Annotated in this window: 23 protein-coding genes and 2 pseudogenes; 18 read left to right on the top strand and 7 right to left on the bottom strand. The window is 37.4% G+C overall.

Features of this window, described 5'->3' with window-relative positions; translation table 11 throughout:
* The first annotated feature begins 201 nt into the window (after positions 1–201).
* The 4 genes from tsaE to tsaD are packed head-to-tail and all read left to right on the top strand — an operon-like array spanning position 202 to position 2,834.
* Complete coding sequence (gene tsaE, locus N784_RS13880; protein ID WP_036835833.1) at positions 202–660, top strand: tRNA (adenosine(37)-N6)-threonylcarbamoyltransferase complex ATPase subunit type 1 TsaE; 459 nt, start codon at positions 202–204, stop codon at positions 658–660.
* Entirely contained in the window at positions 657–1,361 is a 705-nt protein-coding gene (tsaB, locus tag N784_RS13875; RefSeq protein ID WP_036835831.1) for a tRNA (adenosine(37)-N6)-threonylcarbamoyltransferase complex dimerization subunit type 1 TsaB, read from the top strand. The genes tsaE and tsaB overlap by 4 nt, the downstream gene beginning before the upstream one ends.
* Complete coding sequence (rimI, locus tag N784_RS13870; protein ID WP_036835829.1) at positions 1,354–1,800, top strand: ribosomal protein S18-alanine N-acetyltransferase; 447 nt, start codon at positions 1,354–1,356, stop codon at positions 1,798–1,800. The genes tsaB and rimI overlap by 8 nt, the downstream gene beginning before the upstream one ends.
* Positions 1,800–2,834, top strand: a complete 1,035-nt coding sequence (gene tsaD, locus N784_RS13865; RefSeq protein ID WP_036835828.1) for a tRNA (adenosine(37)-N6)-threonylcarbamoyltransferase complex transferase subunit TsaD — start codon at positions 1,800–1,802, stop codon at positions 2,832–2,834. Before rimI ends, tsaD begins: the two co-directional genes overlap by 1 nt.
* Before the next feature lie 260 nt (positions 2,835–3,094).
* Here the strand turns inward: tsaD and N784_RS13860 are convergent, their stop codons facing one another.
* Positions 3,095–5,029 (bottom strand): ABC-F family ATP-binding cassette domain-containing protein, encoded by a 1,935-nt coding sequence (locus N784_RS13860; RefSeq protein WP_036835826.1) that lies wholly within the window; start codon positions 5,027–5,029, stop codon positions 3,095–3,097.
* Positions 5,030–5,351: 322 nt separating this feature from the next.
* Here N784_RS13860 and moaC point away from each other — a divergent pair, with 322 nt between their 5' ends.
* The 3 genes from moaC (at position 5,352) to N784_RS13845 (ending at position 8,063) form a co-directional block, all read left to right on the top strand.
* The gene (moaC, locus tag N784_RS13855) at positions 5,352–5,864 is read left to right on the top strand and encodes a cyclic pyranopterin monophosphate synthase MoaC (protein WP_036835824.1); all 513 of its coding nucleotides are present in this window, start codon (positions 5,352–5,354) and stop codon (positions 5,862–5,864) included.
* Positions 5,855–6,520 (top strand): redox-sensing transcriptional repressor Rex, encoded by a 666-nt coding sequence (locus tag N784_RS13850; RefSeq protein WP_036835822.1) that lies wholly within the window; start codon positions 5,855–5,857, stop codon positions 6,518–6,520. The genes moaC and N784_RS13850 overlap by 10 nt, the downstream gene beginning before the upstream one ends.
* A gap of 139 nt (positions 6,521–6,659) precedes the next feature.
* Complete coding sequence (locus tag N784_RS13845) at positions 6,660–8,063, top strand: MDR family MFS transporter (RefSeq protein WP_036835820.1); 1,404 nt, start codon at positions 6,660–6,662, stop codon at positions 8,061–8,063.
* An 81-nt stretch (positions 8,064–8,144) separates the two neighbouring features.
* On the opposite strand, the gene N784_RS13840 is transcribed toward N784_RS13845, so the two are convergent.
* Genes N784_RS13840 through N784_RS13830 form a run of 3 tightly spaced genes read right to left on the bottom strand, consistent with a single transcriptional unit; the run spans position 8,145 to position 9,698 of the window.
* Positions 8,145–8,687: a GNAT family N-acetyltransferase gene (locus N784_RS13840; RefSeq protein WP_232306031.1), complete on the bottom strand. Its 543-nt coding sequence runs from the start codon at positions 8,685–8,687 to the stop codon at positions 8,145–8,147.
* Between the two features lie 59 nt (positions 8,688–8,746).
* A complete protein-coding gene (locus N784_RS13835; RefSeq protein ID WP_036835815.1) occupies positions 8,747–8,947 on the bottom strand; it encodes a YdiK family protein in 201 nt (66 codons plus the stop codon).
* A 7-nt stretch (positions 8,948–8,954) separates the two neighbouring features.
* A complete protein-coding gene (locus tag N784_RS13830; RefSeq protein ID WP_036835813.1) occupies positions 8,955–9,698 on the bottom strand; it encodes a CPBP family intramembrane glutamic endopeptidase in 744 nt (247 codons plus the stop codon).
* 238 nt (positions 9,699–9,936) lie between these two features.
* Between N784_RS13830 and groES the strand changes: the two genes are divergently transcribed.
* On the top strand, positions 9,937–10,221 hold the full coding sequence (gene groES / locus N784_RS13825) for a co-chaperone GroES (RefSeq protein WP_036835811.1): 285 nt from the start codon (positions 9,937–9,939) through the stop codon (positions 10,219–10,221).
* A 78-nt stretch (positions 10,222–10,299) separates the two neighbouring features.
* Entirely contained in the window at positions 10,300–11,931 is a 1,632-nt protein-coding gene (gene groL / locus N784_RS13820; protein WP_036835809.1) for a chaperonin GroEL, read from the top strand.
* A 91-nt stretch (positions 11,932–12,022) separates the two neighbouring features.
* Here groL and N784_RS17270 read toward each other — a convergent pair.
* Positions 12,023–13,209: pseudogene (locus tag N784_RS17270) on the bottom strand (site-specific integrase).
* A gap of 2 nt (positions 13,210–13,211) precedes the next feature.
* The gene (locus N784_RS13810) at positions 13,212–13,568 is read right to left on the bottom strand and encodes an ImmA/IrrE family metallo-endopeptidase (protein WP_231572497.1); all 357 of its coding nucleotides are present in this window, start codon (positions 13,566–13,568) and stop codon (positions 13,212–13,214) included.
* Positions 13,569–13,919: 351 nt separating this feature from the next.
* Between N784_RS13810 and N784_RS13805 the strand changes: the two are divergent.
* The 5 genes and pseudogenes from N784_RS13805 (at position 13,920) to N784_RS16700 (ending at position 17,696) form a co-directional block, all read left to right on the top strand.
* Positions 13,920–14,761, top strand: a pseudogene (locus N784_RS13805) (tyrosine-type recombinase/integrase).
* A 5-nt stretch (positions 14,762–14,766) separates the two neighbouring features.
* Positions 14,767–15,084 carry an Ig-like domain-containing protein gene (locus tag N784_RS17265; RefSeq protein ID WP_036835805.1) on the top strand — a complete coding sequence of 106 codons (318 nt, stop codon included), beginning with the start codon at positions 14,767–14,769 and terminating at the stop codon, positions 15,082–15,084.
* A gap of 724 nt (positions 15,085–15,808) precedes the next feature.
* Positions 15,809–17,071 (top strand): helix-turn-helix transcriptional regulator, encoded by a 1,263-nt coding sequence (locus N784_RS13795; protein ID WP_036835803.1) that lies wholly within the window; start codon positions 15,809–15,811, stop codon positions 17,069–17,071.
* A gap of 12 nt (positions 17,072–17,083) precedes the next feature.
* Positions 17,084–17,275 (top strand): hypothetical protein, encoded by a 192-nt coding sequence (locus tag N784_RS13790; protein WP_036835801.1) that lies wholly within the window; start codon positions 17,084–17,086, stop codon positions 17,273–17,275.
* Between the two features lie 265 nt (positions 17,276–17,540).
* Positions 17,541–17,696, top strand: coding sequence for a hypothetical protein (locus N784_RS16700; RefSeq protein WP_156965264.1), 156 nt, complete (start codon positions 17,541–17,543; stop codon positions 17,694–17,696).
* Between the two features lie 255 nt (positions 17,697–17,951).
* Here N784_RS16700 and N784_RS13785 read toward each other — a convergent pair whose 3' ends face one another.
* A complete protein-coding gene (locus tag N784_RS13785; protein ID WP_232306028.1) occupies positions 17,952–19,352 on the bottom strand; it encodes a S8 family peptidase in 1,401 nt (466 codons plus the stop codon).
* A 154-nt stretch (positions 19,353–19,506) separates the two neighbouring features.
* Between N784_RS13785 and N784_RS13780 the strand changes: the two genes are divergently transcribed.
* Genes N784_RS13780 through N784_RS13765 form a run of 4 tightly spaced genes read left to right on the top strand, consistent with a single transcriptional unit; the run spans position 19,507 to position 25,266 of the window.
* Positions 19,507–19,698, top strand: coding sequence for a class II lanthipeptide, LchA2/BrtA2 family (locus N784_RS13780; RefSeq protein ID WP_052127335.1), 192 nt, complete (start codon positions 19,507–19,509; stop codon positions 19,696–19,698).
* Positions 19,699–19,722: 24 nt separating this feature from the next.
* Complete coding sequence (locus N784_RS13775; RefSeq protein ID WP_036835796.1) at positions 19,723–22,860, top strand: type 2 lanthipeptide synthetase LanM family protein; 3,138 nt, start codon at positions 19,723–19,725, stop codon at positions 22,858–22,860.
* On the top strand, positions 22,860–25,052 hold the full coding sequence (locus tag N784_RS13770; RefSeq protein WP_052127334.1) for a peptidase domain-containing ABC transporter: 2,193 nt from the start codon (positions 22,860–22,862) through the stop codon (positions 25,050–25,052). The genes N784_RS13775 and N784_RS13770 overlap by 1 nt, the downstream gene beginning before the upstream one ends.
* Entirely contained in the window at positions 25,012–25,266 is a 255-nt protein-coding gene (locus N784_RS13765) for a plantaricin C family lantibiotic (protein WP_036835794.1), read from the top strand. Before N784_RS13770 ends, N784_RS13765 begins: the two co-directional genes overlap by 41 nt.
* Positions 25,267–25,292 lie beyond the last annotated feature (26 nt).

The following is a 25,292-nucleotide window of genomic DNA, read 5'->3' as shown; positions in this document are numbered from 1 at the left end:
AAAAGTTACTTAACTTTTCCCTCTACTCGATGTGCAGTTTGCTAGAATTGGAATGGGAGTTAAAAGCGAGACTGGCTAGCTAAACTTAAGACTTAAGAGCCAGGGCGTCCCTATGACCTACTAATTTTGCGCTAATGTGGTCGTGTACGTCTGTTTTTGCTATGATATAAAGGGAAAACAATAAGAAGTTGGTGAAATAGAATGAGCCAAAAGCGTATCGTAACGACACATTCTCCTGAAGAAACGCAACAATTTGCAAAAAGATTAGCTACCTTGCTACAGGCTGGGGATGTGATTACATTAGAAGGAGATTTAGGCGCGGGAAAGACGACTTTTTCTAAAGGGTTAGCGAAAGGGTTAGGTGTGACGCGAACAGTGAATAGCCCGACGTTCACTATTGTGAAAGAGTATGAAGGTCGCCTTCCATTGTATCATTTAGATGTGTATCGACTAGAAGATAGTGAGGAAGATATAGGGTTTGATGAATATTTGCACGGTGACGGGGTTACTATTGTCGAATGGGCGCAGTTTATCGAAGCTTTTCTCCCGGATGAGCGTTTAAATATTGACATACGATATGAAGATAATACGAAGCGTTGTATGGAGATTCATCCTAAAGGGGAACATTTTGAACGGATTTGTGAGGAGTTAAAGATATGAATGTACTGGCAATTGATACATCTAATCAAGCGTTAGGTGTTGCAATAGGAAGAGATGATGAAGTTGTTGCAGAGTATCAAACGAATATAAAGCGAAATCATTCAGTGCAACTGATGCCTGCTATTGTACGATTAATGGAAGAAGCGGAGATGACGCCGCAAGATTTGGATCGTATTGCCGTTGCGCATGGTCCTGGCTCTTTTACAGGTGTACGAATTGGATTAACTACGGCGAAGACATTGGCGTGGAGTTTATCTATTCCGATTGTGGCTGTATCCAGTCTTGAAGTGCTAGCTTATAACGGGGTGCTTTTTGATGGGTATGTTTGTCCTTTTTTTGATGCGAGAAGAGGGCTAGTTTATACAGGGCTATACGCTTATCAAAATGGTAACATGCAACGAGTAGAAGATGATGTGAACATGGCGATGGAGGGTTGGTTAGATCATCTGAGTAAGTATGACAAGCCAATTGTATTTGTTAGTAATGATCTTGCAGTCCACCAAACCCTTATTCAAGCTAAGTTAGGTGGCAAGAGTGTTATGCCAGAGGTACCAGTGCATTTGCCGCGTGCAGCAATGCTTGCACAGTTGGCGACTAAAAAAGAGCCAACCCCAGTTCATGAGTTAACACCTCATTATTTGCGCTTAGCAGAAGCAGAAGCGAAATGGTTAGCACAGCAGGAGCAGCAAGGACATGAATGATTTAACACTGCGTAGAATGGAAGATAGTGATGTGGAAGCTATACTTGAAATCGAGCAAAGGTGTTTTCCTACTCCGTGGAAGCGAGAAGCGTTTGAACATGAACTCCATGATAATCCATATGCTTATTACACCATTCTAGAGGTAGCTGGACAAGTTGTTGGTTACTGTGGCTTATGGGTTATTATAGATGAAGCGCATATAACAAATATTGCCATTGTGCCTGATTTCAGGGGAAAGAAGCTTGGCAAGTTACTATTTGAAGCAGTATTGTTGCGAGCTAGAGAGCGTGGGGCGTTGCAGTTATCATTAGAAGTAAGAGTATCGAACATTATTGCGCAGAAGCTGTATCGTTCCTTTGGGCTTATCCCAGGAGGCATACGTAAAAGATATTATACAGATAATCAAGAAGATGCATTAGTAATGTGGGTGAAATTATAATGAATAAAAGAGATGAATATATATTAGCAATCGAAACAAGTTGTGATGAAACGGCTGTAGCTATCGTCCAAAATGGTACGGAGCTTGTCGCAAATGTTGTCGCATCGCAAATTGACAGCCATAAACGTTTCGGTGGTGTTGTGCCAGAAATTGCTTCCAGACATCACGTCGAACAAATAACAATCGTGATAGAAGAAGCGCTTAAGCAAGCAGAAATGACGATGGATGATGTCGATGCTGTAGCGGTAACAGAAGGACCAGGTCTAGTTGGTGCATTATTAATTGGTGTAAATGCCGCGAAGGCTCTTGCATTTGCACATCAGAAACCACTCATTGGTGTCCATCATATTGCCGGGCATATTTACGCGAACCGATTAGAAGAGGAATTTCAGTTTCCACTGTTATCTCTCGTTGTTTCCGGTGGCCATACGGAGCTTATTCTGATGAAAGAGCATGGCTCATTTGAAGTAATTGGCGAAACAAGAGACGATGCAGCTGGTGAAGCCTATGACAAAGTGGCACGAACGTTACATTTACCTTATCCAGGTGGCCCGCAAATTGATCAACTTGCCCACCAAGGTGAAGTGTCTATCGATTTCCCACGTGCATGGTTAGAAGAAGGGTCCTTTGATTTTAGCTTTAGCGGTTTGAAATCATCTGTTATTAACACACTTCACAATGCGAAACAAAAAGGGATTACACATAAACCAGAAGATGTTGCCGCCAGTTTTCAAGCAAGTGTTGTTGATGTGTTAGCAACGAAAACGTATAAAGCAGCGAAGCAGTACAACGTGAAGCAAGTTATTGTGGCTGGTGGTGTCGCGGCGAATAAAGGATTGCGAACTAAACTAACAAAGCAGTTTGCAAATGAAGCTATCACCTTGTTAATTCCGCCATTAGCGCTTTGTACAGACAACGCGGCCATGATTGGAGCGGCAGCTAGTATCGCTTATCAGCAAGGTCATCGTGCCGGATGGGATTTAAACGGCAATCCGTCATTAACATTAGAACGCTATGCGAAACGAAGTAAATAGGGGAAAATGTTGCTTCTAACGATGGGAGCAATATTTTTTTGATAAAATGTTATCCACAACTTATCCACAACAATGTGGACAAAATTTTGTTGAGATTTGTCATATAAACGTTTGTGGATGTGTATAGAAATTGTGGATAACTCTGTTGATAACTGTGGATAATGTGTATAACATTGTGAAAAACCGGTATGATAAGGGTTGGAATGTGTACACTTATGTTAATATCTGAATAAATAAAATAAACCGCCTTATCGGGCGGTTTATTCATTTGCATGGAGTGTTTCCCATTCTTCCATTAGTGCGTCAATCTTTGCTTTGCACTCGGTCGTATGCTCCGTTAATTCAAGGGATTTCTCATGATCTTGATATACATCGGGTTCGCATAAAAGCTTCTCGTTGTGATCAATTTCTTCTTCGTATTCCATTATGAGCGTTTCAATTTCTTCGATTCGTCGCTTACGTTTTCTTTCTTCTCGTTTTTGAGCTTTATCCTGTTGATAAGTCGTTTTTGTTTTCTTCGTGTCATTAGCTGGCTGTGGATGATGTTGAGCATCGAAAACAGCTATTTCTCGTTCTTCTATTTTCTTCTCCGTGTAGTAGTCGTAGTTACCTAAATAAAGCTGCACGGTATGTCCTTTCATTTCAAGCACTTGCGTTGCAATCTTGTTAATAAAATAACGGTCGTGGGAAACGAATAAAATCGTTCCTGGATAATCCATTAACGCTGCTTCTAACACTTCTTTACTGTCTAAATCTAAATGGTTGGTAGGCTCGTCTAAAATGAGTAAATTCGACTTCTCAAGCATTAGCTTAGCTAGAGCGAGGCGTGCTTTTTCTCCACCACTTAACGCTGTGACGGGCTTCAACACGTCATCACCTGTAAATAAGAAGTTACCTAGAACTGTTCGAACTTCTTTCTCGTCCATGTGTGGATATTCGTCCCATAGTTCATGGAGCACCTCTTTATTAGAAGTTAATCGGGCTTGTTCCTGATCATAGTACCCAATTTGCAGGTTTGCGCCGTATTGAATTGTGCCAGCTGTTACGTGTAAGTCTTCTGTGATGGTTTTTAGTAGTGTTGTTTTTCCAGCGCCATTTGGACCAACTAGTACCATACGATCTAATCGATTTAAGTCAAAGGAAACATGCGAGAATACGGGTGTTTCACCATTTTCGTATTGAAAGCTAACATCACGCAACTTCAGAACGTCATTTCCACTTCTTCGCTCAATGTCAAAAGAAAAGGAAGCGGATTTTTCATCACCTTTAGGGCGTTCCATGCGTTCCATCTTTTCTAATTGCTTGCGTTTACTTTGGGCCCTTTTCGTCGTCGATGCTCTGACAATATTTTTTTGAATAAAGTCCTCCATGCGTTTAATCTCTGACTGTTGTTTCTCAAATTCTTTTACATCTCGCTCATAGTTTGCTGCTTTCTGCGCTAAGAAATGAGAATAGTTGCCGACAAACTTCTGTGACTTATGGCGAGAAATTTCATAGACAACATTGGCCACTTTATCTAAGAAATAACGGTCATGGGAGACGATGACGACGGCACCACTATATCCTTGTAAATATTGCTCCAACCAATTTAACGTTTCCATATCTAAATGGTTGGTAGGCTCGTCTAATATTAAAATGTCTGGTTTGGCTAACAATAGTTTTCCTAATGCTAACCGCGTCTTTTGACCACCACTTAATGTGGATATCTTCGTATTGAGTGAAAAGTCTTTAAATTGAAGGCCGTTGATGACCGCTTTAATATCTGCTTCGTATCGATAGCCACCTTCATTTTTAAAGGTTACCTGAAGTTCATCGTATTCTTTCAGTAACTTGTTGTAGCGGTTCGTATCAGCGATGAAGTCTGGATCGGCCATTTGTTGTTCCATTTGTCGTAATTGTTGTTCCATGTTCCGTAAATGAGAGAAAACGGATAACATCTCATCCCAAATGGATAATTCAGATTCTAAACCAGTATGTTGTTCCAAGAAGCCTATGGAAACGTCCTTTGGCTTATGGATTTCTCCTTCTTCATACGTATATTCCCCAGCCATCACTTTTAATAAAGTAGATTTGCCAGCGCCGTTTCTTCCAACAATCGCAATTCGATCATTGGTATGTACTTCTAATTTAATATTCGATAAAATAAGGTCAGCGCCGAAGCGTTTCGTTATATTATTGACTTGCATTAAAATCATGCTGTTCACCTCTATAGTTATAATCAATTTCATCCATGTTCAGATATAGAAAAAATTATACATACACCTTTCCGTCATTTTTTGGTACACTTTAGAAAAACATATACCCTCTTTACTTCACATCCTGCTGGAAAAAGAAAAATGCGGAAGTTGATAGGACAAAACGCCCGTAAAGAATCCATCAGCTCAAAAATCGGAAATTTCATTTAGTTTACATGTTTAATAGTACCATGTTTCACGTTGGTTCTAAATTGTTAGACGTTTTTTGCAGATTGCTTTCCTAGTAAAAGATGGTATATTCATTCATATAGGAGGGGAAATGATGACAGAATTCACCCACTTCAATGAGCAAGGACGGGCGCAAATGGTCGATATATCGGATAAGCAAAATACCGTTCGCAAGGCTGTCGCACGTAGTAACGTTCTTGTTCAAGAAAACGTATATAGAGCAGTGGAAGATGGAGCGTTAGAAAAAGGGGACGTACTTGGGGTAGCACAGATTGCAGGTATTATGGCGGCAAAGAACACGTCAAATTGGATTCCGATGTGTCACCCGCTCTCTTTAACAGGAATCGATATTGCTTTTGACTGGTCTCAAGAGCGGGGAGGGTATCGATTACATATTGAAGCGCAAGTAAAGACGAAAGGAAGTACAGGTGTCGAGATGGAAGCACTGACTGCTGCTACTGCAACTGCTCTTACGGTATATGATATGTGTAAAGCAATGGATAAAGGGATGATAATCGGCGAAACCTATTTAGTAGAAAAAACAGGCGGTAAAAATGGCGACTATACAAGAAGCCAAAAAGTAAAGGGGGAGCGCTCATGGATATAGAACCAACTAAAATCCCGCAAGCTACAGCTAAACGATTACCCCTATACTATCGTTTTATTAACAATTTGCATAGCAAAGGGAAGCAACGCGTATCATCTAAAGAATTAAGTGAAGCAGTGAAAGTAGATTCAGCAACGATAAGAAGAGATTTCTCTTACTTTGGTGCATTAGGGAAAAAAGGCTATGGGTACAATGTGAACTATTTGTTAAATTTCTTTCGCGAGACGCTCGATCAAGACGAAACAACGAACGTGGCGTTAATTGGTGTAGGTAACTTAGGAACTGCTTTTCTTCATTACAATTTCAAGAAAAATAATAATACAAAGATTGTAATGGCGTTTGATTCTGATGAAAGTAAAGTAGGAACCAATATTGCCGGCATTCCTGTGTATCACATTCATGATGTGGTGGAAAAAGCAAAGGAACAGAACGTATCAGTAGCTATTATGACGGTACCATCCTTTGCTGCTCAAGGAATCGCCGATCAATTAATGGAAGCGGGTATCATTGGCATATTAAATTTTACCCCAGCTCGTATATCTGTACCGAACCATGTACGTGTGCACCATATTGATTTAGCAGTTGAATTACAATCATTAGTGTATTTCTTAAAGCATTATCCTCTTGATGAAGAAGAACAGGAAGAATTAGAATAAACTCAGAAGATTCTAGCGGACTTATGCTAGAATTTTTTGATTGTATGAACTGAAACATTTTATTACCTGCACTTGTAGCCGGTGTGTTATAGTGGGAAAGAGTTTCGAGTTACGAATTATTTAAGAGAAGGCGATATAAATGAGTAAAATTTCTAGTAAATGGTTAGTAGTCATTGCTGTATTATCTGGTACATTTACAGTTATTTTAAATAATAGCATGTTAAACCCTACGTTACCTCGATTTATGGAAATATTTGATGCAGATGCGGTTAGTGTAGGTTGGATGCTTACGATTTTCATGGTAGCAATGGGAATGACGATGCCACTAACCGGATATTTAGGCGACCGGTTTGGAAAGAAGAAAATATACATTATCGGATTGTTTATTTTTATGATTGGCTCCATTGGTGGTGCTCTTTCCCAAACACTGTCAATGGTTGTTCTATCGAGAGCGATTCAAGGGATGGCCGGCGGATTAATGATGCCAATTGCCATGGCGCTCGTTTTCAACGCATTTCCGAAAAATGAGCGAGGACTGGCCATAGGAATATACGGGATTGCCGCCATGGTTGCTCCCGCAATCGGACCAACAGTTGGTGGTATCATCATCCAATACTTTCCGTGGCCATATTTATTCCTGTTTAATATTCCGTTTGGCATTGCAAGTATACTATTATCCACAAACTATTTGATAGAAACAGAGAAGAACGAACAACTAAAATTTGATATCGGTGGATTTATTTTCGTCACATTAGGCGTTGGTGGTATTTTGTACGCTTTAGGACGCGGCAAAACGTTAGATACATTGTTTGCTTTAGACAATATTGCTTTATTTGTTGGGGGAATCATTGCATTAGTGATTTTCGTCTTTTATGAAAATAAGCAAGAGCAGCCGCTACTTGATTTATCAGTATTTAAAGTACCAACGTTTACAATATCAGCTATTGTAACCGGCTCGGCATCTATTGGTCTTTTCTCGGGAATATTCTTATTACCGTTACTTATTCAGGAAGTGTACGGACTCGGAGAGGTGTTAACAGGTCTACTGTTTTTACCAGCTGCTGCATCTAGCGGTGTCTTCATGTCCATTGGCGGTCGCATTCTAGATAAAAAAGGCCCTCGCTGGACAATCCCAATCGGGCTATTCATCTTAGCCTTATCTACAACAGGACTCGGTTTAGTAGGGCTATCCACAACCTATTGGGTGATTTTATTACTAAACGTTGTGCGGGGCATCGGCTTAGGAATGAGTAACATGCCTGCAACAACAGCAGGAATGAACTCTATACCTGAACACCTTGTAGCACAAGGATCGGCGATGAATAACGTTCTGAGACAAATTACCGCATCTTTAGGTATCGTATTCTTCTCCGTCTATTATGAAACGAGACGAATGCAAATCGCATCAGGTGGGATAGATATGACCGAAGCCACGTTACAAACGTTGAATGAAGCGTTCCTCGTTTCCACCGTACTTGTACTTATCGCATTACCATTCTCCTTCTTCATGAAAGGAGTACAAGATGAAAAAAAAGCGCAATAACCCAAGTAGTGGGCATTGCGCTTTTTTTTGTGCGCGAAAATCGTGAAATATGCGCGGAATCCCTCCATTTGTGGGCCATTTCTATATTTGGCGTTGTTCCCATTCTCGTCGCAACAAGCCGTACAGAAGCATATCGTATCGTTTCCCATCTCGGTGGACAAATTCACGGTATGCTCCCTCACGCACAAAGCCTAACTTTTCATAAAGTCGCATCGCTTTTTCGTTATATTCAAAGACAGTCAGCTGTATGCGGTGTAAATTACATTCTTGAAAGGCAAATGAAAGCATTAGCTGTAACGCTTCTTTACCGTATCCATTGTTGTGGTAAGCGGAGTTTCCGATGCCAATCGAAATCCAGCCAGTTTGTTGATTCCATAAGATCCCATCCATTTCAATAAAGCCAATGAGCGTATTATCTTCTTTTGTCCGAATGGCAAAGAGGAATTCGTTATCTGCATGGGACGTCTCCTCTATCCATTCCTGCACTTTTTTAAACGTATAAGGCTTAGCAACAAGTGCATCGTATAATCGTAAGAAGGTCGGATCTTGATACCACTCGAGTACCGTTTCGATATCTTCTTCCTTAAATGCATTTAAGTAAATGTTATCCCCTTGAAGCAACATGGAAATCATCCTCTCCTTATAAAAAGAAGCAGATCTGTTTATACAAATCTGCTTCGGTTTTATTTCTTTTGTTTATTTTTTATACGGAAGTGTAAAGTGAAGAAGCGAATCGATACGACGAAATCTATGGTCGCAACAGATACTAATAATATTGTGATGAAATTCCAAACAGTATCTTCTACACTTCCAACCGCACTGAATGTAAAAATGACCCCAATAATAAAATACAGGATGGCCATAGCAAGCGGTGAAGTACGCATATAGACGTTAGCCTCCTAAAATAATAGTTTGTAAATTCTCTAGCTGTTGTTCCATTTCTTTTATTTGCTCTGGATCAACACTATATTGCGCAATGACAACAATTAAATTCATCGACATATGGGCGATAATGGGGACAATAATACGCTTCGTCTTCACATAAAGAAATGCAAACACAAACCCCATCGCTGTGTATTTAATCGTATGGGTAAAGTCCATATGTATAATAGAGAATATAAGGGAAGAAATAATAGCAGCAATGAAAAAGTTTGTTTTCTTATAGATAGAACCGAACAATATTTTTCTAAATAAGATTTCTTCTAATATCGGTGCGAAAACCGTAATAATGATGATAAAAATAGGTGCCGCTTTTGCGATGTTCATCAGGCCTTGTGTATTCTCAGATACTTGTGGAATACCAAGCATTATTTCGATAATTGCTGCTGCATACTGACCTGCAAACGCTATGAATATACCTAATATACTCCACAAAATTAATGAACTAGCTGGTACATCTTTTGTCGTGAGGGAGGTATTCTTCATATCAGGTCGAAGTAGTAATAAGGTGATTATTAAGCCCATTGCAAAACTGAAAACGGACCAAGTAACAGCAGCTTGCGTCAATTGTTCCGCACTTAATGCTGTAATGTCAAATCCATACCCATAAAGTACGGACGTAAGAGGGACCCCAACAATGTAAGATAGCTGTGTAACTACGTAAGTTATAATAACAAACCAATATCTTAACGGCATATCCTAACTCCTTTTTTTCGCATTTGTCTCATTCTTTGTATTGTATCATAAAACCGAAATGATACAGAAACGGAAACAACTGAGTTACATAAGCGGAATTTTCATAAAAAAAATAACCTTTCTACTTGCATCTTTTTAGTGAATTTATTATTATAATAAATGTGTTAGCACTCACGATTGGAGAGTGCTAATAAATCAGATAACAATTGATTCAATAATAATGAGGAGGGTGTCTGATTTGTTAAAGCCATTAGGAGATCGTGTAGTAATTGAGGTAGTAGAACAAGAGGAAAAAACGGCAAGCGGTATTGTGTTGCCAGACTCTGCGAAAGAAAAACCTCAAGAAGGAAAAGTTGTTGCTGTAGGTAAAGGCCGTGTAACAGATAACGGTGAGAAAGTTGCTCTTGAAGTAGCTGAGAATGACCACATCATCTTTTCTAAGTATGCTGGTACAGAAGTGAAGTACGAAGGCAAAGAATACTTAATTTTACGTGAAAGTGACATTTTAGCTGTTATTGGCTAAGACGATTGCACTACATTATTCCAAACATAAAGAACGCTCAACTATATAAACTTTATAAATTTGAAGGAGGCATTTTTCATGGCTAAAGAAATTAAATTTAGTGAAGATGCACGTCGCTCCATGCTTCGTGGTGTGGACCGTTTAGCGGATGCTGTTAAAGTAACTCTTGGACCAAAAGGACGTAACGTAGTTCTAGATAAGAAATTTGGTTCCCCATTAATTACAAATGATGGTGTAACAATCGCGAAAGAAATCGAACTAGAAGATCAATTCGAGAACATGGGTGCACAGCTTGTTTCTGAAGTGGCTCAGAAAACAAATGAAATTGCTGGTGATGGTACAACAACTGCAACTGTACTTGCACAAGCGATGATCCGTGAAGGTCTGAAAAACGTTGCTTCCGGTGCAAACCCAGTTGGCGTACGTCGTGGTATCGAAAAAGCGACAGAGGTTGCTGTAGAAGAATTGAAACAAATCTCTAAGCCAATCGAAGGTAAAGAATCCATTGCACAAGTTGCTTCTATTTCTTCTGCTGATGAAGAAGTAGGTAAACTTATCGCAGAAGCAATGGAACGCGTAGGTAACGACGGTGTTATCACTATCGAAGAGTCCAAAGGCTTCAATACAGAAATGGAAGTTGTAGAAGGTATGCAATTCGACCGCGGATATGCATCTCCTTACATGGTAACTGACCAAGATAAGATGGAAGCGGTTCTTGAGAATCCTTACATCTTAATTACAGATAAGAAGATTACGAACATTCAAGAAGTACTTCCTGTGCTTGAACAAGTTGTACAGCAAGGCCGTCCACTTCTAATGATCACTGAAGACGTAGAAGGTGAAGCACTAGCTACACTAGTAGTAAACAAGCTTCGCGGTACATTTAACGCTGTATCTGTTAAAGCTCCAGGATTCGGTGACCGTCGTAAAGCAATGCTAGAAGATATCGCTACATTAACTGGTGGTCAAGTGATTACAGAAGACCTAGGCCTTGAACTGAAGAGCACGACAATTGAGCAACTTGGTCGCGCCAACAAAGTAGTCGTTACAAAAGAAAACACTACAATTGTAGAAGGCGATGGTAACCCAGAAGCAATCTCTAGCCGAGTGAACCAACTACGCGCTCAACTAGAAGAAACCACTTCTGAATTCGATAAAGAAAAATTACAAGAGCGTCTTGCTAAATTAGCTGGTGGAGTAGCCGTAATCAAAGTAGGTGCAGCTACAGAAACAGAGCTAAAAGAACGCAAACTACGTATCGAAGACGCCCTAAACTCTACTCGCGCAGCAGTAGAAGAAGGAATCGTAGCTGGTGGTGGTACAGCATTAGTAAACATCTACAACAAAGTAGCTGACCTAGACTTAACTGGCGATGAAAAAACAGGTGCGAAAATCTTACTACGTTCTCTTGAAGAGCCTGTACGTCAAATCGCTCACAATGCAGGCCTTGAAGGTTCCGTAATCATCGAGCGTCTTAAAGGCGAAGATGTAGGCGTAGGTTTCAACGCGGCAACAAGCGAATGGGTGAACATGATGGATACTGGTATTGTAGACCCAACAAAAGTAACACGTTCTGCACTACAAAACGCAGCATCTGTAGCAGCAATGTTCCTAACTACAGAAGCCGTTGTAGCTGATATCCCAGAAGAAGACAACGCTGGTGGCATGCCAGACATGGGTGGCATGGGCGGAATGGGCGGCATGATGTAAATCATCGCCCCCATGACCCTTGATATCAAGGGTTTAGCTTGACCCCTAAAGTCAAATTGACATACTTTTGACATACTTGCCGGGGAAAACACTATAAATCTAATGAGCCTCTCATAAGTTCACTGAACTTTTGGGAGGATTTTTCTCCCATGTTTTCAGTAATGTGCGCGTATATATTCATGGTTGTGTTTATATCTCCATGACCTAATCGTTGTTGAATTTCTTTAACTCCTACTCCTGCTTCAATTAACAAAGAGGTGTGGGTGTGTCGCAAGGAGTGAGGGGTAAGTTCCTTATGGATACCACTAATTTTTAATAAACGTCTCATATGGGTGTTTACGGTCTTTAAAAACTCAGGGTATCCCAGGTTCTGAACTTCCTTAGCAAAGACAAAATCCAGTTGAGTATATTCGTTCTTCATTTTATCTATGAGATCATCTTGGTGTTCTTTGTGTCTTTTAAGGACCTCAATAACTCCAGCGTCCATTTTTAGCGTTCTGATCGATCCTTTAGTTTTGGGTGTCAGTAGTTGATACTCTTTTGTTCTATTATTGGGATTGTAATACGTTTTTGTTACTCTTAAGGTTTTTTTATACATATCTATATCCGACCATTTTAAGGCGATCAACTCACCTACCCTCCTACCCTTAACCCACTATAAGCAAGTGTCAAAAACATTGGATAGTCTTTATCAATGCCACTTTCCTTAGCAGCATTAAGAAAACGAATAAGTTCTTCTTTTTCCATAAATTTAATTTCACCTTTACTGCTTTCTACCTCCTCAAAAGTTTCCACTTTGCGTGGAATTTTTGCAAAGTCGCAAGGACTGTCCTTAATGATGTTAAACTCCACAGCTTTCCTGAAAACCATTCTACCTGTTGCATGAATACCATCTAGAGTATTAAACGCATAGCCTGCATTATGAAGCGAAGCAAGCATGGCTTGATACTGTTTACGCGTGATATCTTTTATTTTCTTATTTCCGAAGAACCTATTTAAGTGATCCAAGTTATGCTGTCGATTTCTCACAGAACTTATTTTAGCGGTATCACGATAAGTCTTAAGCCACTCTAAAGTAAATTCCTGAAAGGCAATATTTTGTTCTTGAACATATGTGTTTTCAAATACTTCCTTTTCTACTTCAGCTGCGGCCATCTGAGCTTCTTTTTTTGTCTTGAACCCTCCTTTAGATGTAAATTTCTTTTTCCCAGTAGACGGATCTACTCCTGTATATATTTGAAAATACCATTTGTTACCTATTTTCCAGTAATTAGCCATATTTATCCCTCCTTCCTTAGATTAATCAAATTAGACTTATCCGACGGTACAATTCGACTCTTAATTTTTTCTAAACGCTCAATACAAACTTTTCTTGGAATCATAAAGTCATGTGACAACTGATCGATAATAGCTGGATTTGAGAGGTTATAATCATTAATCATATGAGTGGGGAGCGAGGCGTATAGAGTGAAATGCCTGGCATCCCTTTCCTGAAGTTCATAAAAAGAATAAGGCATGAAAGATTGTCGACCTGCATGCCTCAAAGCATGACAAAGCTCGTGGAAGAATTGCTCTCGTTGGTGTATATAAGGGAGGCGACTATCTAATACGATTTCTTGAAACTTCCCTACCCTCATGTAACTAGCTTGAGTAGGTCTACAAGTCACAAATATTTGGGACTCGGATCCAATGGTGTAAACATTTAAATCGTCCGGATCTGTAAATTTGTGTCTTTTATACCATTGAGTTATTAGGTCTTCTAGAATTGTGGTTGTGTAGTAAGGAAACCTCAAACTAATCACCATCCTTACAAGCATTATACGAACATGTGTTCTATTAATCAATATTTAATTACATTAATTGGATATAAATGTAGACTTACTGTAAAGGACATTTGGAATTCTTTTTCTGTAAAAGTCTAAAGTATAGTAATTCATCTTCAGAACCATAATGAAATTAAGATTCATAGTTTTGGAGAGTGATAGAAGATGTTCTTATCAGAAGCTTGGGAAAAGTATTATGTCGATAAAAAGATTGAAGGTTATTCGTTACTAACTTTGAAAACCTATTGCTTACAGTTCAATATGTTGGTGAAATACTTTGGAGACGTTAATACAGAAGAGGTAGTTATTGATCATTTAAAGAGCTACCTGGTTGAGGTGGGCGGACATTTGAAGCCTTCCAGTCTTGGAAACAAGGTTCGGTTCCTTCGATCCTTTTTTAAGTGGCTACATGAAGAGGGTGTTATCAACGAAAATCCAGCTAAGAAATTAAAAGAACCTAAAGTTGGCAAGAGAATCCCAAAATTTCTAACGGAGATGGAAATTGAACAACTTAGAGACTCATGCTTAACTTCCATGGAAAAGGCACTTTTCGAATTTTTTATTCAACTGGGTGTCGTATCGGAGAGGTAGTGAATCTGAATAGAGAGGATGTCAATTTCTCTGCAAGATCGGTTATTGTAAAAGGAAAAGGAGATAAAGAAAGAGAAGTCTACTTTAGTATTCGTTGTTCTCTATGGCTACAAAGATATATAGAGGAGCGCAAGGATCATGATGAATGTTTATTTATTACCGAGAGAAGACCAAAAAAGAGAATGAGCATTGAAATTATCCGATATATTATTAAACGGATCTCTATTCGCGCTGCTATTAATAAAGAAATACATCCTCATCAATTAAGACACAGTTATGCTACCCACATGCTTAATAATGGAGCGCCAATTGAAGTAATCCAAAGCTTGTTAGGGCATGAGAAAAGTGAAACAACTAAAATATATGCACAATTAAGTGGTAAATTAAGACAGGATTTCTACAGTAAATATTTCTAGAAGGCGTGCCTAATCCTGACCATTTCAAAAATAGTGAGAAGTGGCCATTAAAGGAGGATGTCCCTCGAGATAAATCATGGACAATAACCTACAATACCGAACTTGACGCATCTAGTGTCAACAACCTCACTGTCTTTGTCGTAAGTGAGAGTGGGGATTTTTATCCTCTAGATAGAGAGGTAGCGAGGGATAAAATTATCATAACCCCAAAAAGTGGATGGTGGAATGCTAACACAACTTACACCCTTATTATCGAAGGTGTTGAAAGTATAAAGGGAGAGCCGCAGTATTTACCCGTAACTATGGAATTTGTTACGGAATAGATTTTAGCTTATCTAGAGTGATCTATTAGAAGTGATTTTGGTGCAACATACTCTGCTCCATAGAAGATAATAGAGGCACAGAGGAGGCCGAAGGTGAACAAGAAACCAACAATCAAAGAGAAGTTAGAAAGTTAAGGAGTACGGTTCAATTCCTATGATAAACCGGACAAGGATAGAGAGTACTCTTCCGTTTAATTAGATTTAGAAGGTTACTTAGAAGAAAATCAAGAGCGAAAGAATGGAAAGAAAGATAAATAGCAAAAAAGACGGCCTGTAGTAGAGGCCACTGAAAATGTGCTGACTATACTAAACGGTAGGAGGGGTCTAATTAGGACCCTTCTACCTTTTTGTGTGCAAATATGGATGCTCTGCCAATGATTTTTGAAATTAAGTCAGATTTGAGTGAATAAAAGGAACTACCGAGGTTGTTATATAGAGAGAATCACTTTTATAAGACTAAATTAGTGTGTATTAAGGTTCAGTTACTCCAGAGAATAGCTTTTAAGTTTGGCAATTTATTGGTTTCCAATTCAATGAACTTCAACTGATTAATTCAAATAAAAAAAGAAACTAGACACTCTTTTTCAGGAAACATTTCATTGATTATGGTGATTTTGTATTCAATAATGCATTTATTGTAAACTTATTGAATTTTTGGTTGGATACGCATATTATAATAGGTAATTCATTACATTTGGCTGTATAATGAATGGGGGTGAGGATAGTGGATATAGGAAGCAGAATCAAATTTCATCGTTTAAATAAAGGAATGACTCAAGAAGAGTTAGCGAGTGGAATTATTTCGAAATCGTATCTATCTAAAATTGAAAATGATCAATCCATACCAGCTCAAGAAATCATCCATATTCTTTGCGAGAGATTAGAAATGTCTTATGAAGAGGATGAACACGAGAGTTTATTTGAAGTTATTAATGATTGGTTTGAACTTTTACTAAAAGGTAAACGTTTGGAAGCAGTGAAAGCATATAACCAGATTGAAAAACAGGTTAGTAATGTGAGTAATTCCAGATTAACGAAACTTTATGAGATTCATAAAATTAGGTTTTTTGTAATTACGCAAGAGGCTGAAAAAGCGAAGAAACAAATGCTAAATTTAACATCCTTCTATACAAGTTTCACTTTATTAGAAAAATATTACTTCCATAAATTCTCGGGAGATTTTTATTACAGTACATGTGTATATGAAACGTCCCTAGAACATTATCGGGAAGCCGAGAAGCATTTAGATTCTAAAATATTGTTATATCATCAAGAAAAAAATGACCTCTATTATTTATTATCCTTAACGGCCATTCAATTATGGAAATATCATCTTTGTATTTTTTATGCAGAGAAGGCTCTTTCTTATTATCAGGATATGTATAATCTATTTCGATGTGCACAATGCCACATTACCATTGGAATTGCTTATAAGAGGATGGGAGAGCTAGACAAGGCAATTGAAAGCTATGATAAGGCATTTCAAATTGCTGAAGTCATTACTAATAAAACACTTTTAGCAAACTGCCATCAAAATCTAGGTAGTTTATTCTTTGAAAGGGGGGATATTGATAAAGCTATTGAACAATACATAAAAAGCTTTGAAGTGAAGGAAGAATCAGCTCCTCATAAAAAGCTATTTACAATCGTAGGTTTGGTGAAGCTTTATTATCAAGAAGGTAGGATGAAGGATGCGAAAGATTGGATCCAAAGGGGAGAGGATTTGTTAAGACAGATTAAGACACTAGATGCAGTGGTATCACTGAATCTAAGACTTTATAAATTTCTCGTTTATGATCCGGATGAACGTTTTGAGACCTTCATGGTTGAGGAAGCTATTCCAATGTTGAAGGAGAAAAAGCTAACCAAGGAAATATCCTATTACTATCAAATGTTAGCAGACTATTATTACATGGACCGCAAGTATAAAAATGCTTGTATTTATTATCAAAAGGCTCATCAAAATAATCAATTTCAATCAAATTAGCGGAGGAATATCATGACAAAGATTCTATTTGTTTGTATTTTAACAGCGTGTGTTTTGTTGTCGTTTGATTTTCAATTAAACAAGGGAAATATTGAGGATGTTACCTATAATGACTCTCAAAACAATTTGTTATTGGTCCAAGATGAAACTCCAGACCCATGGGGTATCGTACCTCCTAATATTAAAGTGAATATCAAAGGATAAATAATTGTCCCCTATAGAATATTCAACGAATTTATTCATAGGGAAGCAAGCGTCAATATATAACGCACTTGATTTCATAACGAAATTCACACTTTGTTGTTTCCCATCTCATTTCGCAAGGCTAAGATGATCATTAGACAGAATGTGATTATATTATAATTTTGAATTGAATTTTAGCAGGTGATACCAAAGAGGCTATATAAGAACGTGGATTATAGTGAAGGCTGAATTTACTAAAATACATAAGAATTTGGAGGAAGGTTTTATGAGTGTTTGGACATGGATAGCAATTGCTATTGTTTTAGTAAGTAGCGTAGTCGCTGCCAATTCTCGAAAGAAGACTGAAAAAAAATATGTAATTGCCCTAATTTGGTTTGTTATTGCAGTTATACTATTTTTTATATGGTGGTTTACACAGTAACTTACGTGCGGCTATTCCATGGGAGGGTAACTGGTAACTTCTTCTGTGGTGAACTTTGTCTTAATCCTCATATATTGGAATAAGTGAATGAAACAAAGGCTTAGAGAGATCTCTAAGCCTTTGTTTATGTAAACTTCACTGTAATTTCTTTAGGTGTACTGTATAATTTTCCTTCTGGTTTTGTCGGAGTTTTTCATTTAGAACTTGCGTACTTTCTAAGAGTACCGAGTATGAAAACCCAAAAGGTCGTTACTTTTAGTGAGATAAAGCCTCCAATAGATCTAATTCTCCATTGCCTAACTCTTCTTTATTATGCCTTGAGCCTTCTTCAATTCCATACTTGTACAAATGATGGATAGATTTATTGGGCTTATCTTCATAATCATACTTATCAATAATTAAAGCCAAAGCCCCAGCAACCTTAGGTGTAGCAATAGAAGTACCTGATGAATAAAAGTATGCTCCATTTGGTGCTGTACTTAAGATCTGCTCCTTTTGCATCCAGCCTTCTGAAACCCACTTTTCTCCTCCGAACTCTTGGAGATACCTATAGTCTCCGCCCGGTGCCGCAATATCAACAAAGCCTTTCCCGTAGTTAGAAAAGACAGAAAGTTCATCGGAAGGTCCAGTTGAAGAGACTGTTACAACTCCAGGTAATGCTGCTGGAATATCAAAGCCTTTCCCTTTGAATGTCACTCCGTCCTCATCTAGTTTCTCTTGAATAAATTCACTCATTTCTTCTTTGTCTTTTACATCTAAAGAATCATTTCCTGCTGCAGCAACCACTACTGATCCTTTCTTTTGCGCATATTTAACAGCTTTTTGGTAAGCTTTGATTTCGGCTAATTCCTCTTTTGAGCTCTCACCGTTTGAAAATGTTTTTCCTTTAATTAAATAGCTTCCTAGACTTAAATTAATTACATCTACATCGTCATTCGCTGCTTCTATAATAGCCTTTATAATCCAAATGGAATCTGCAGATTGACTTCCGAAAACTCTATAAGATTTAATACCGATTTCAGGGGCAACCCCTTTCATGTAACCATTAGCAGCTATTTGACCAGCAACATGTGTTCCGTGACCGGTTAAATCCTGTATAGCTGTGATATCTCCAGTTTCATTTGGTTCTTCACCCCTAAAACCGTTTACTGGAACTAAGTTTTTAGATCCTGGAACTAAATTTTCCTTTAAATCATTATGGGAAGGAGTGATACCTGAATCAATGATGCCAACCGTAACATCCTTACTTCCACTGTATACATTATAACTTTTACCATTTTCTGTAACATCTTGCATGTCCCATTGTAAATGCCAAAGAGAAGGAAGAGGAAGACTGGTTGCTTCGGGAAGAGTTTCTTCTTTCACAGCTCTAATAGATAAGTTAGCCTTTTCTACTTCAGGATTCCTTTCCAGTAGTGCTAATTCTTTGGGTGTAGCCTTTACCTGAATAAGCCCTATTTCCTCAATCTCATACACTACATCAATACCAAATTGCTGAGTTTCTTCTCTGAAACTAGTAAAATCCTTCTCATTCTTAAGCATAATAGTATAGTAATTGCTTGATTCCTCTGCACTTACTAAATCATATTGACCAACTAAACAAAAAAATACAACAGAAATCGCTAATATACGCCTTATATTTCCCAACCTCAACACTCCTCTTTTCTATTTAATTATCCGGATTACAAATGTATAATAACACTAACAAAGAGAGAATTGTCAAACTAAAATTACAATAAAATAAAATTGAATATAAGGTATAAAATGTAAAATAGTGTAGTGCTAGTAAACTTTGAAAGGAGGTGAAAAAATGACTAAATCCTTTGAAAAAATAGGAATGGTGGATGAAGAAGAATTGATGGAGCTTTCTGGAGCAACAGAAGTGGAGCCACGTACGACGTGGCCTTGTGCTACTTTTGGTGGGACAATCGCAATTACAACTTACACGATGGATCGATCTTATGAATCCTGTCCTACGACGGCTTGTTCTACTAGATGCTAAATAACTGATGAAGGGGGAAGTATTATGATTACAACAGATATAAAAAGCGAGAATTTGATGAGAGCTACATACCTAAACGAAAGACTTTCCTCACCGAATGATAGAGATTTGGGAAGATCATATCAATTAGGTGAGGAGTGGTTGAAAAAATCCGGATTACCATTAGGGGCTTTCGAAGAAAGACTGAAAAACAAAGGTTTTTCTTATGATCAATTTTTATTTCTGTTGGAAAATAAGAATTCCCCTTCGATCATAAATCTTGAATGGCAAGAAACATTATTTAATATAATAAATGAAATTGACTCTAAGACTTTGAAAAGCAATATAGAAACTTCAGATATTGGGGTGTTTGTTCTTCCTTTTACAAATTATTTCATGAAAAATTTACATGATGAATTTTCATTAAAGGAATCTAAACATATCAATTTTAATAGTTTTATTAATAGCTGTGAAAAATACTTATTCCATGAGTTAAAACAAATTAGTGATAAAACCGTTGTTTTAGAGTTCCATAAGTTGAAAGAGAACTTACGCAAAGAAAAATGTGACCTTAAATATTTTAAAGAGGTTTATCTATCAAATATTCAATACATAAAAGATATTTTATTCAATTACCCAGTTATAGCTAGGATTCTTACTGAAATAACTGAACGTACCATCTTAAATGTGAAAAATCTAATCAATCGATATTTAAATGATTATCAAGATATAGTAGATACATTTTTCAATAAAGACATCGTACTACACTCAGCAAGCTTTGGGTTAGGTGATTCCCATAACAATGGTCAGACGGTAGCGATGTTAAAGTTTGAAAATGATGAACAACTAGTTTATAAACCCCGATCTCTTTCAATCGATGTCAATTTCAACCAATTTTTAAATTGGATCAATCAATCTGGTCTTTCTTTAGAACTGAAAAACGGAAAGAGTCTTTCTAGATCCAATTACGGATGGCAACAGTTTATTCAGCCAGTTGAATGTAAAAACAGAGAGGAAATCCATGAGTATTATTACCGTATGGGTGCAAACATAGCAATCTTTCACCTCTTAAGATCGAATGATATGCATTATGAGAATATTATTGCAAGTGGCTCCGTACCATATGTTATCGATTTAGAAACCCTTTTCTCAAACTCTATTTATAGTAATAAAGTACTGGAATTTCCAAGAAAAGAGTTGCTAAAGACCGTTCTTAGTTCAGGAATTTTGCCAACTGGACAGGTGTTTAATTCCACAATTGATTTCGATGCAAGCGCTATTGCCGGAAAGCCAAATCAAACATCTGAAAGTATGACAGGTTGGGTTATGGTCGAGGACGTAAACGGCGAGTATAAATATGAAAACACACGCTTTGTAACCTCAAATGAGAGCCATTTAGTTAAATTTAATAATGAGATTGTTAAACCTGAAACCTATATAAAAGATATAGAAAAAGGATTTATGGAAGTCTATCACGTTTTTTTACGAAGTAAAGAAACACTTTACGAAAAAGTAATTGAATTTTTCGGATGTGCCGAATGTAGGGTTGTACTCAGACCTACGTTCATGTACTCAAGGTTTCTAATTGCATCGCACCATCCAACTTATTTGCAAAACGGATTAGATAGAGAAGAGTTAATGGAGATGTTATGGAATATCAAAAAGTCTGAAGGTCGTTTCGAAGTAATTGTGGAGAGCGAAATTCAAGATTTACTCAATAATGATATCCCTTACTTTACATATGGAGTAAATTCAAAACATTTAATGGACAGTAGAGGTCAAGAAATCAAAGAAGTCTTTGATCAAACGAGTTTGGAAATGGTTAAAGAGCAAATCACGAATCTTAGTAAAAAAGACCTTTACGAGCAGCTAAAGCTCATCAGGTTATCTATTGAGACTAATGCAATCGGCGGGAAAGAAGTTAATGAGACAGAATGTATGAAGTCTCATCATTCATTAGAGAAAAACAACACTCATAAAACTTTATTAGAGACATCGGAAGAAATTGGTGACTTCCTAGTGGAGCAAGCCATTTATGATACAGAGGGGAACCATGTTTCTTGGGCAGGCGTGGAAAACATTGACAATAAATTTGCTTTTAAAATGTTGGATTTCTCTCTTTATAACGGCACCTTAGGAATGACTATTTTCTTAGGACAACTCTATCAATACATTCCAAAGGAAAGTTATAAAGAGGTTATCTATAAGAATATTAACTATCTCCGTGATATGATGCAAAAAATAGACGGGGTTATGACAAACTCAATGTTTAATGGAATTGGATCATTCTCGTACAGTTTGTATTACCTGTCATCTGTCTTAAATGATAGTAAGCTAAGTGAAATGGGCCATGAGTACTTAATGCAGATGAAAGACTTAAAAACTGACGAAGTCCATAAAAAAGATAGATTAGGAGTAGTTCAACCTGGTAATCAAATCGACTTTTTGGACGGTCATGCAGGAATTATTACTTTTGCAATTAATCTCTTTGAAATGAATGGAGAAGAAGACGCACTTGATATTGCAAAAAAATATGGACAAGACCTAATGGAAATATTGAAGGAACGAGAAGACAATTCATTTCTATTAGGCCTAGCTCATGGCACTTCTGGAATCGTATTAGCATTAGATAAATTAGGACGTCTGATAAATGATCCGGAAATGCAAACCATGGTTAAAGAGTTGGTAAACTATGAAGACAAACATTTCGATGTCGAAAAACTAAACTGGCTTGATTTACGAGAAAACGTAACCGAGAAAACGAAATCCTTTTATTGGTGCCATGGTGCTCCAGGTATTTTGTTATCAAGAGCTCAACTCGAACAAACGACAGTTCGAAAAGAAATATTAGAAACAGAAGTAATTAATCAATCCATCAGCAATTACATAACGATGGACCCTATTGGATTATGCCACGGAGTACTAGGAAATCTTGATATATTATTGAGCATTTCAGCCAAGTACCCAGAGGATATAAAAAAACATAAAATCAAACAACTAGCTGAAGGGATGATGAAGAAGGAAGAAAACCTTTATAAAATACAAGGAATGAAAGATAGAGGCTTGATGGGGTTAATGCTCGGGGTTGCAGGTGTAGGTTATTCTCTATTAAGAATAAACGACCCTTCTAAAGTTCCCTCAGTACTTAAATTAGAATTGCCTCATGTAAGGGTGAAGCAGTAGTGAAAAAAAAAATACCATTTATTGAACAAATGAGCCAAACCGAATGTGGTCTTGCATGTGTGGCCATGGTTTCGGGATATTATCAAAAACACATTCCTTTATTCGAATTAAGAGATCGAGTAGGGAACGGCAGAGATGGAAATACCCTTTACGACTTATATAAAGTTGGACAAGAACTAGGGTTTGAATCTAAATGTTACAAGTTACCCTGTGAAAACCTGAATCAAGTAGATTATCCTGTTATTCTCTATTGGGATGCTAAGCACTTTGTTGTTTTAGAGAAAGTGACAAAAAAAAACTACATCATCTTGGACCCTGCGCATGGACGGAAAAAATTGAAAGTAGAGGAGTTCAGAGAACATTATTCTGGTTATGTTTTATCGCTAACCCCTAATGAAGACTTTGTTCCTCAAAAGGAAAAGAGTTTGTGGAAGCCATATTTAAAGATATTAGCTAGTCGTCCTAAAATACTGTTCATGATGTTAGCAGTTAATGTGATTTTACAAGCTTTTGTCTTGATCACCCCTATATTTACTCAAAAGATCATAGATAACATGCTTTTAGATAATAATGCTCAGCTGCTCTCATTATTCCTCCAAGGGATCTTAATCACATTTGTGGCATATTTTGTCTTCAATTTATTAAGAAATGAAGTCGCCATACGAATGTTTAAATATTTGGACTATGAGATGTCTTGGGAGTATTTTAGTCACTTGTTGAAAATTCCGTATAGCTTCTTTCAGGTTCGCCAATCAGGAGACCTAATTTATCGATTCGCAAATTTAAGATCGATCCGGCAAATACTTTCTAATCAAATTATGAAGAGTTTACTGGACGCAGTCTTATTAATTATCATATTAGGTTACATGGTTTACCAATCAATCTACTTAGCCAGCTATTTAATTGGATTTACTGTTCTACTGTACTTGTTCATATTCGCTTTCAGACCGATTATGCATGAAATGAACAGAGATGAGCTCACAAAGGATACCAAACTCTATTCATACCAAACAGAGTCGATCATGGGTGTCTTAAATATTAAGATAGCTGGGGCAGAAAATATAGTATCCAAAAGATGGAATTCACTCTACTCTGATTTTGCAAGTTCATTTGTAAAAAAAGAAAGAATATTTGGGTTTATAACGTCTTTCAGTGGTGGACTTACATATTTCATGCCTCTCGCTGTGATTTGGATTGGGGCACCAAAGGTTCTTGGTGGAAGCTTATCTTTAGGAGAGCTTATAGCATTTCAATCCATCGCTACATTTTTTATCAGCACTTCTAATTCACTCATATTTCAAGTGGAAACATTCTATCAATTAAAAGTGTACTTAAGAAGAGTAAGAGACGTTGTAGATACTCCTACAGAATATGATGAGAATAAATCGTATGAAAAAAAAGAACTACAAGGAAATATTACGTTTAAAAATGTTGATTTTGCCTATACGAAGTATGCTGAAAATGTAATAAGAGATATAAATCTAGAAATAAAATCCGGAGAAAAAATAGCGATAGTTGGAGCCTCAGGATCTGGGAAAAGTACACTTGCCAACTTGCTTGTCGGTCTTCATATACCTACTGGAGGGGATATCTTTTATGATGGTGTAAACTTAGAGGATTTGGATAAATCGCACACAAGAAATCAGATGGGAATTGTAAACCAAGAGCCTTTTCTCTTTAATCAATCAATCTATGACAACATTAAAACTCAAAACGAGCATCTGAAAGATGAAGACATTGTACGTGCCGCAAAGATTGCGCAAATTCATGATGAGATTATGGCGATTCCCATGAATTACGACACAGTTATCTCTGAACAAGGACAAAATTTTTCTGGCGGACAAAAACAGCGTATTGCCATAGCAAGAGCGTTAGCACCGTCTCCTAAAATTTTGGTTTTAGATGAAGCGACAAATTCCTTAGATAGCCTAAACGAGAAAAAGATTGATGACATTCTTTCGAACATGGACTGTACAAGAATAGTGATAGCGCATCGTTTATCTACTATTCGTAATGCTGATAAAATCATTGTTCTAAATAATGGAGTAATTTCTGCAATAGGAAGTCATGAAGAGTTGATAACTTTAGATGGCTACTATCGGTCACTATTTGAAACCAATGAAAATTTAGACTTGAAAGGAGGTGAGAGTCATGAGCAACGAATTAAAAGCGTGGAAGAACCCATATTATAGAAATATGCAAGGTAATCAAACTAAGCTTCCTATCGAAGATCCAATGGTAGAGCTTAAAGAAGAGGAACTTCTTCAAATTCAAGGTGGTAACGAGGAACGTTGGGCTGAAACGGTCCTCACTACATTAACTTGTGCGGCTGCAAGTTATTTTCTTGGAAATCCAGGACATATGTGTACAATAACTGTTGAATGTCAAAATCAATGTAACAATTAATAATACCAAGAGGGAGAGAGTTACGC

Origin of the sequence: Pontibacillus litoralis JSM 072002, assembly GCF_000775615.1 — a bacterium.
GTDB lineage: Bacteria > Bacillota > Bacilli > Bacillales > BH030062 > Pontibacillus > Pontibacillus litoralis.
This window is presented reverse-complemented; position numbering and strand designations above follow the sequence as displayed.

Coding starts and splice junctions, on each gene's coding strand:
- N784_RS13850 (WP_036835822.1), top strand. CDS start 5,855: ATGGATATAGAACCAACTAAAATCCCGCAAGCTACAGCTAAACGATTA.
- N784_RS13830 (WP_036835813.1), bottom strand. CDS start 9,698: ATGCCGTTAAGATATTGGTTTGTTATTATAACTTACGTAGTTACACAG.
- N784_RS16700 (WP_156965264.1), top strand. CDS start 17,541: ATGAGTGTTTGGACATGGATAGCAATTGCTATTGTTTTAGTAAGTAGC.
- N784_RS13845 (WP_036835820.1), top strand. CDS start 6,660: ATGAGTAAAATTTCTAGTAAATGGTTAGTAGTCATTGCTGTATTATCT.
- N784_RS13765 (WP_036835794.1), top strand. CDS start 25,012: ATGAGCAACGAATTAAAAGCGTGGAAGAACCCATATTATAGAAATATG.
- tsaB (WP_036835831.1), top strand. CDS start 657: ATGAATGTACTGGCAATTGATACATCTAATCAAGCGTTAGGTGTTGCA.
- tsaD (WP_036835828.1), top strand. CDS start 1,800: ATGAATAAAAGAGATGAATATATATTAGCAATCGAAACAAGTTGTGAT.
- groL (WP_036835809.1), top strand. CDS start 10,300: ATGGCTAAAGAAATTAAATTTAGTGAAGATGCACGTCGCTCCATGCTT.
- N784_RS13790 (WP_036835801.1), top strand. CDS start 17,084: ATGACAAAGATTCTATTTGTTTGTATTTTAACAGCGTGTGTTTTGTTG.
- N784_RS13780 (WP_052127335.1), top strand. CDS start 19,507: ATGACTAAATCCTTTGAAAAAATAGGAATGGTGGATGAAGAAGAATTG.
- moaC (WP_036835824.1), top strand. CDS start 5,352: ATGACAGAATTCACCCACTTCAATGAGCAAGGACGGGCGCAAATGGTC.
- N784_RS13860 (WP_036835826.1), bottom strand. CDS start 5,029: ATGATTTTAATGCAAGTCAATAATATAACGAAACGCTTCGGCGCTGAC.
- tsaE (WP_036835833.1), top strand. CDS start 202: ATGAGCCAAAAGCGTATCGTAACGACACATTCTCCTGAAGAAACGCAA.
- N784_RS13840 (WP_232306031.1), bottom strand. CDS start 8,687: ATGTTGCTTCAAGGGGATAACATTTACTTAAATGCATTTAAGGAAGAA.
- N784_RS13775 (WP_036835796.1), top strand. CDS start 19,723: ATGATTACAACAGATATAAAAAGCGAGAATTTGATGAGAGCTACATAC.
- N784_RS13835 (WP_036835815.1), bottom strand. CDS start 8,947: ATGCGTACTTCACCGCTTGCTATGGCCATCCTGTATTTTATTATTGGG.
- N784_RS13810 (WP_231572497.1), bottom strand. CDS start 13,568: ATGAGGGTAGGGAAGTTTCAAGAAATCGTATTAGATAGTCGCCTCCCT.
- rimI (WP_036835829.1), top strand. CDS start 1,354: ATGAATGATTTAACACTGCGTAGAATGGAAGATAGTGATGTGGAAGCT.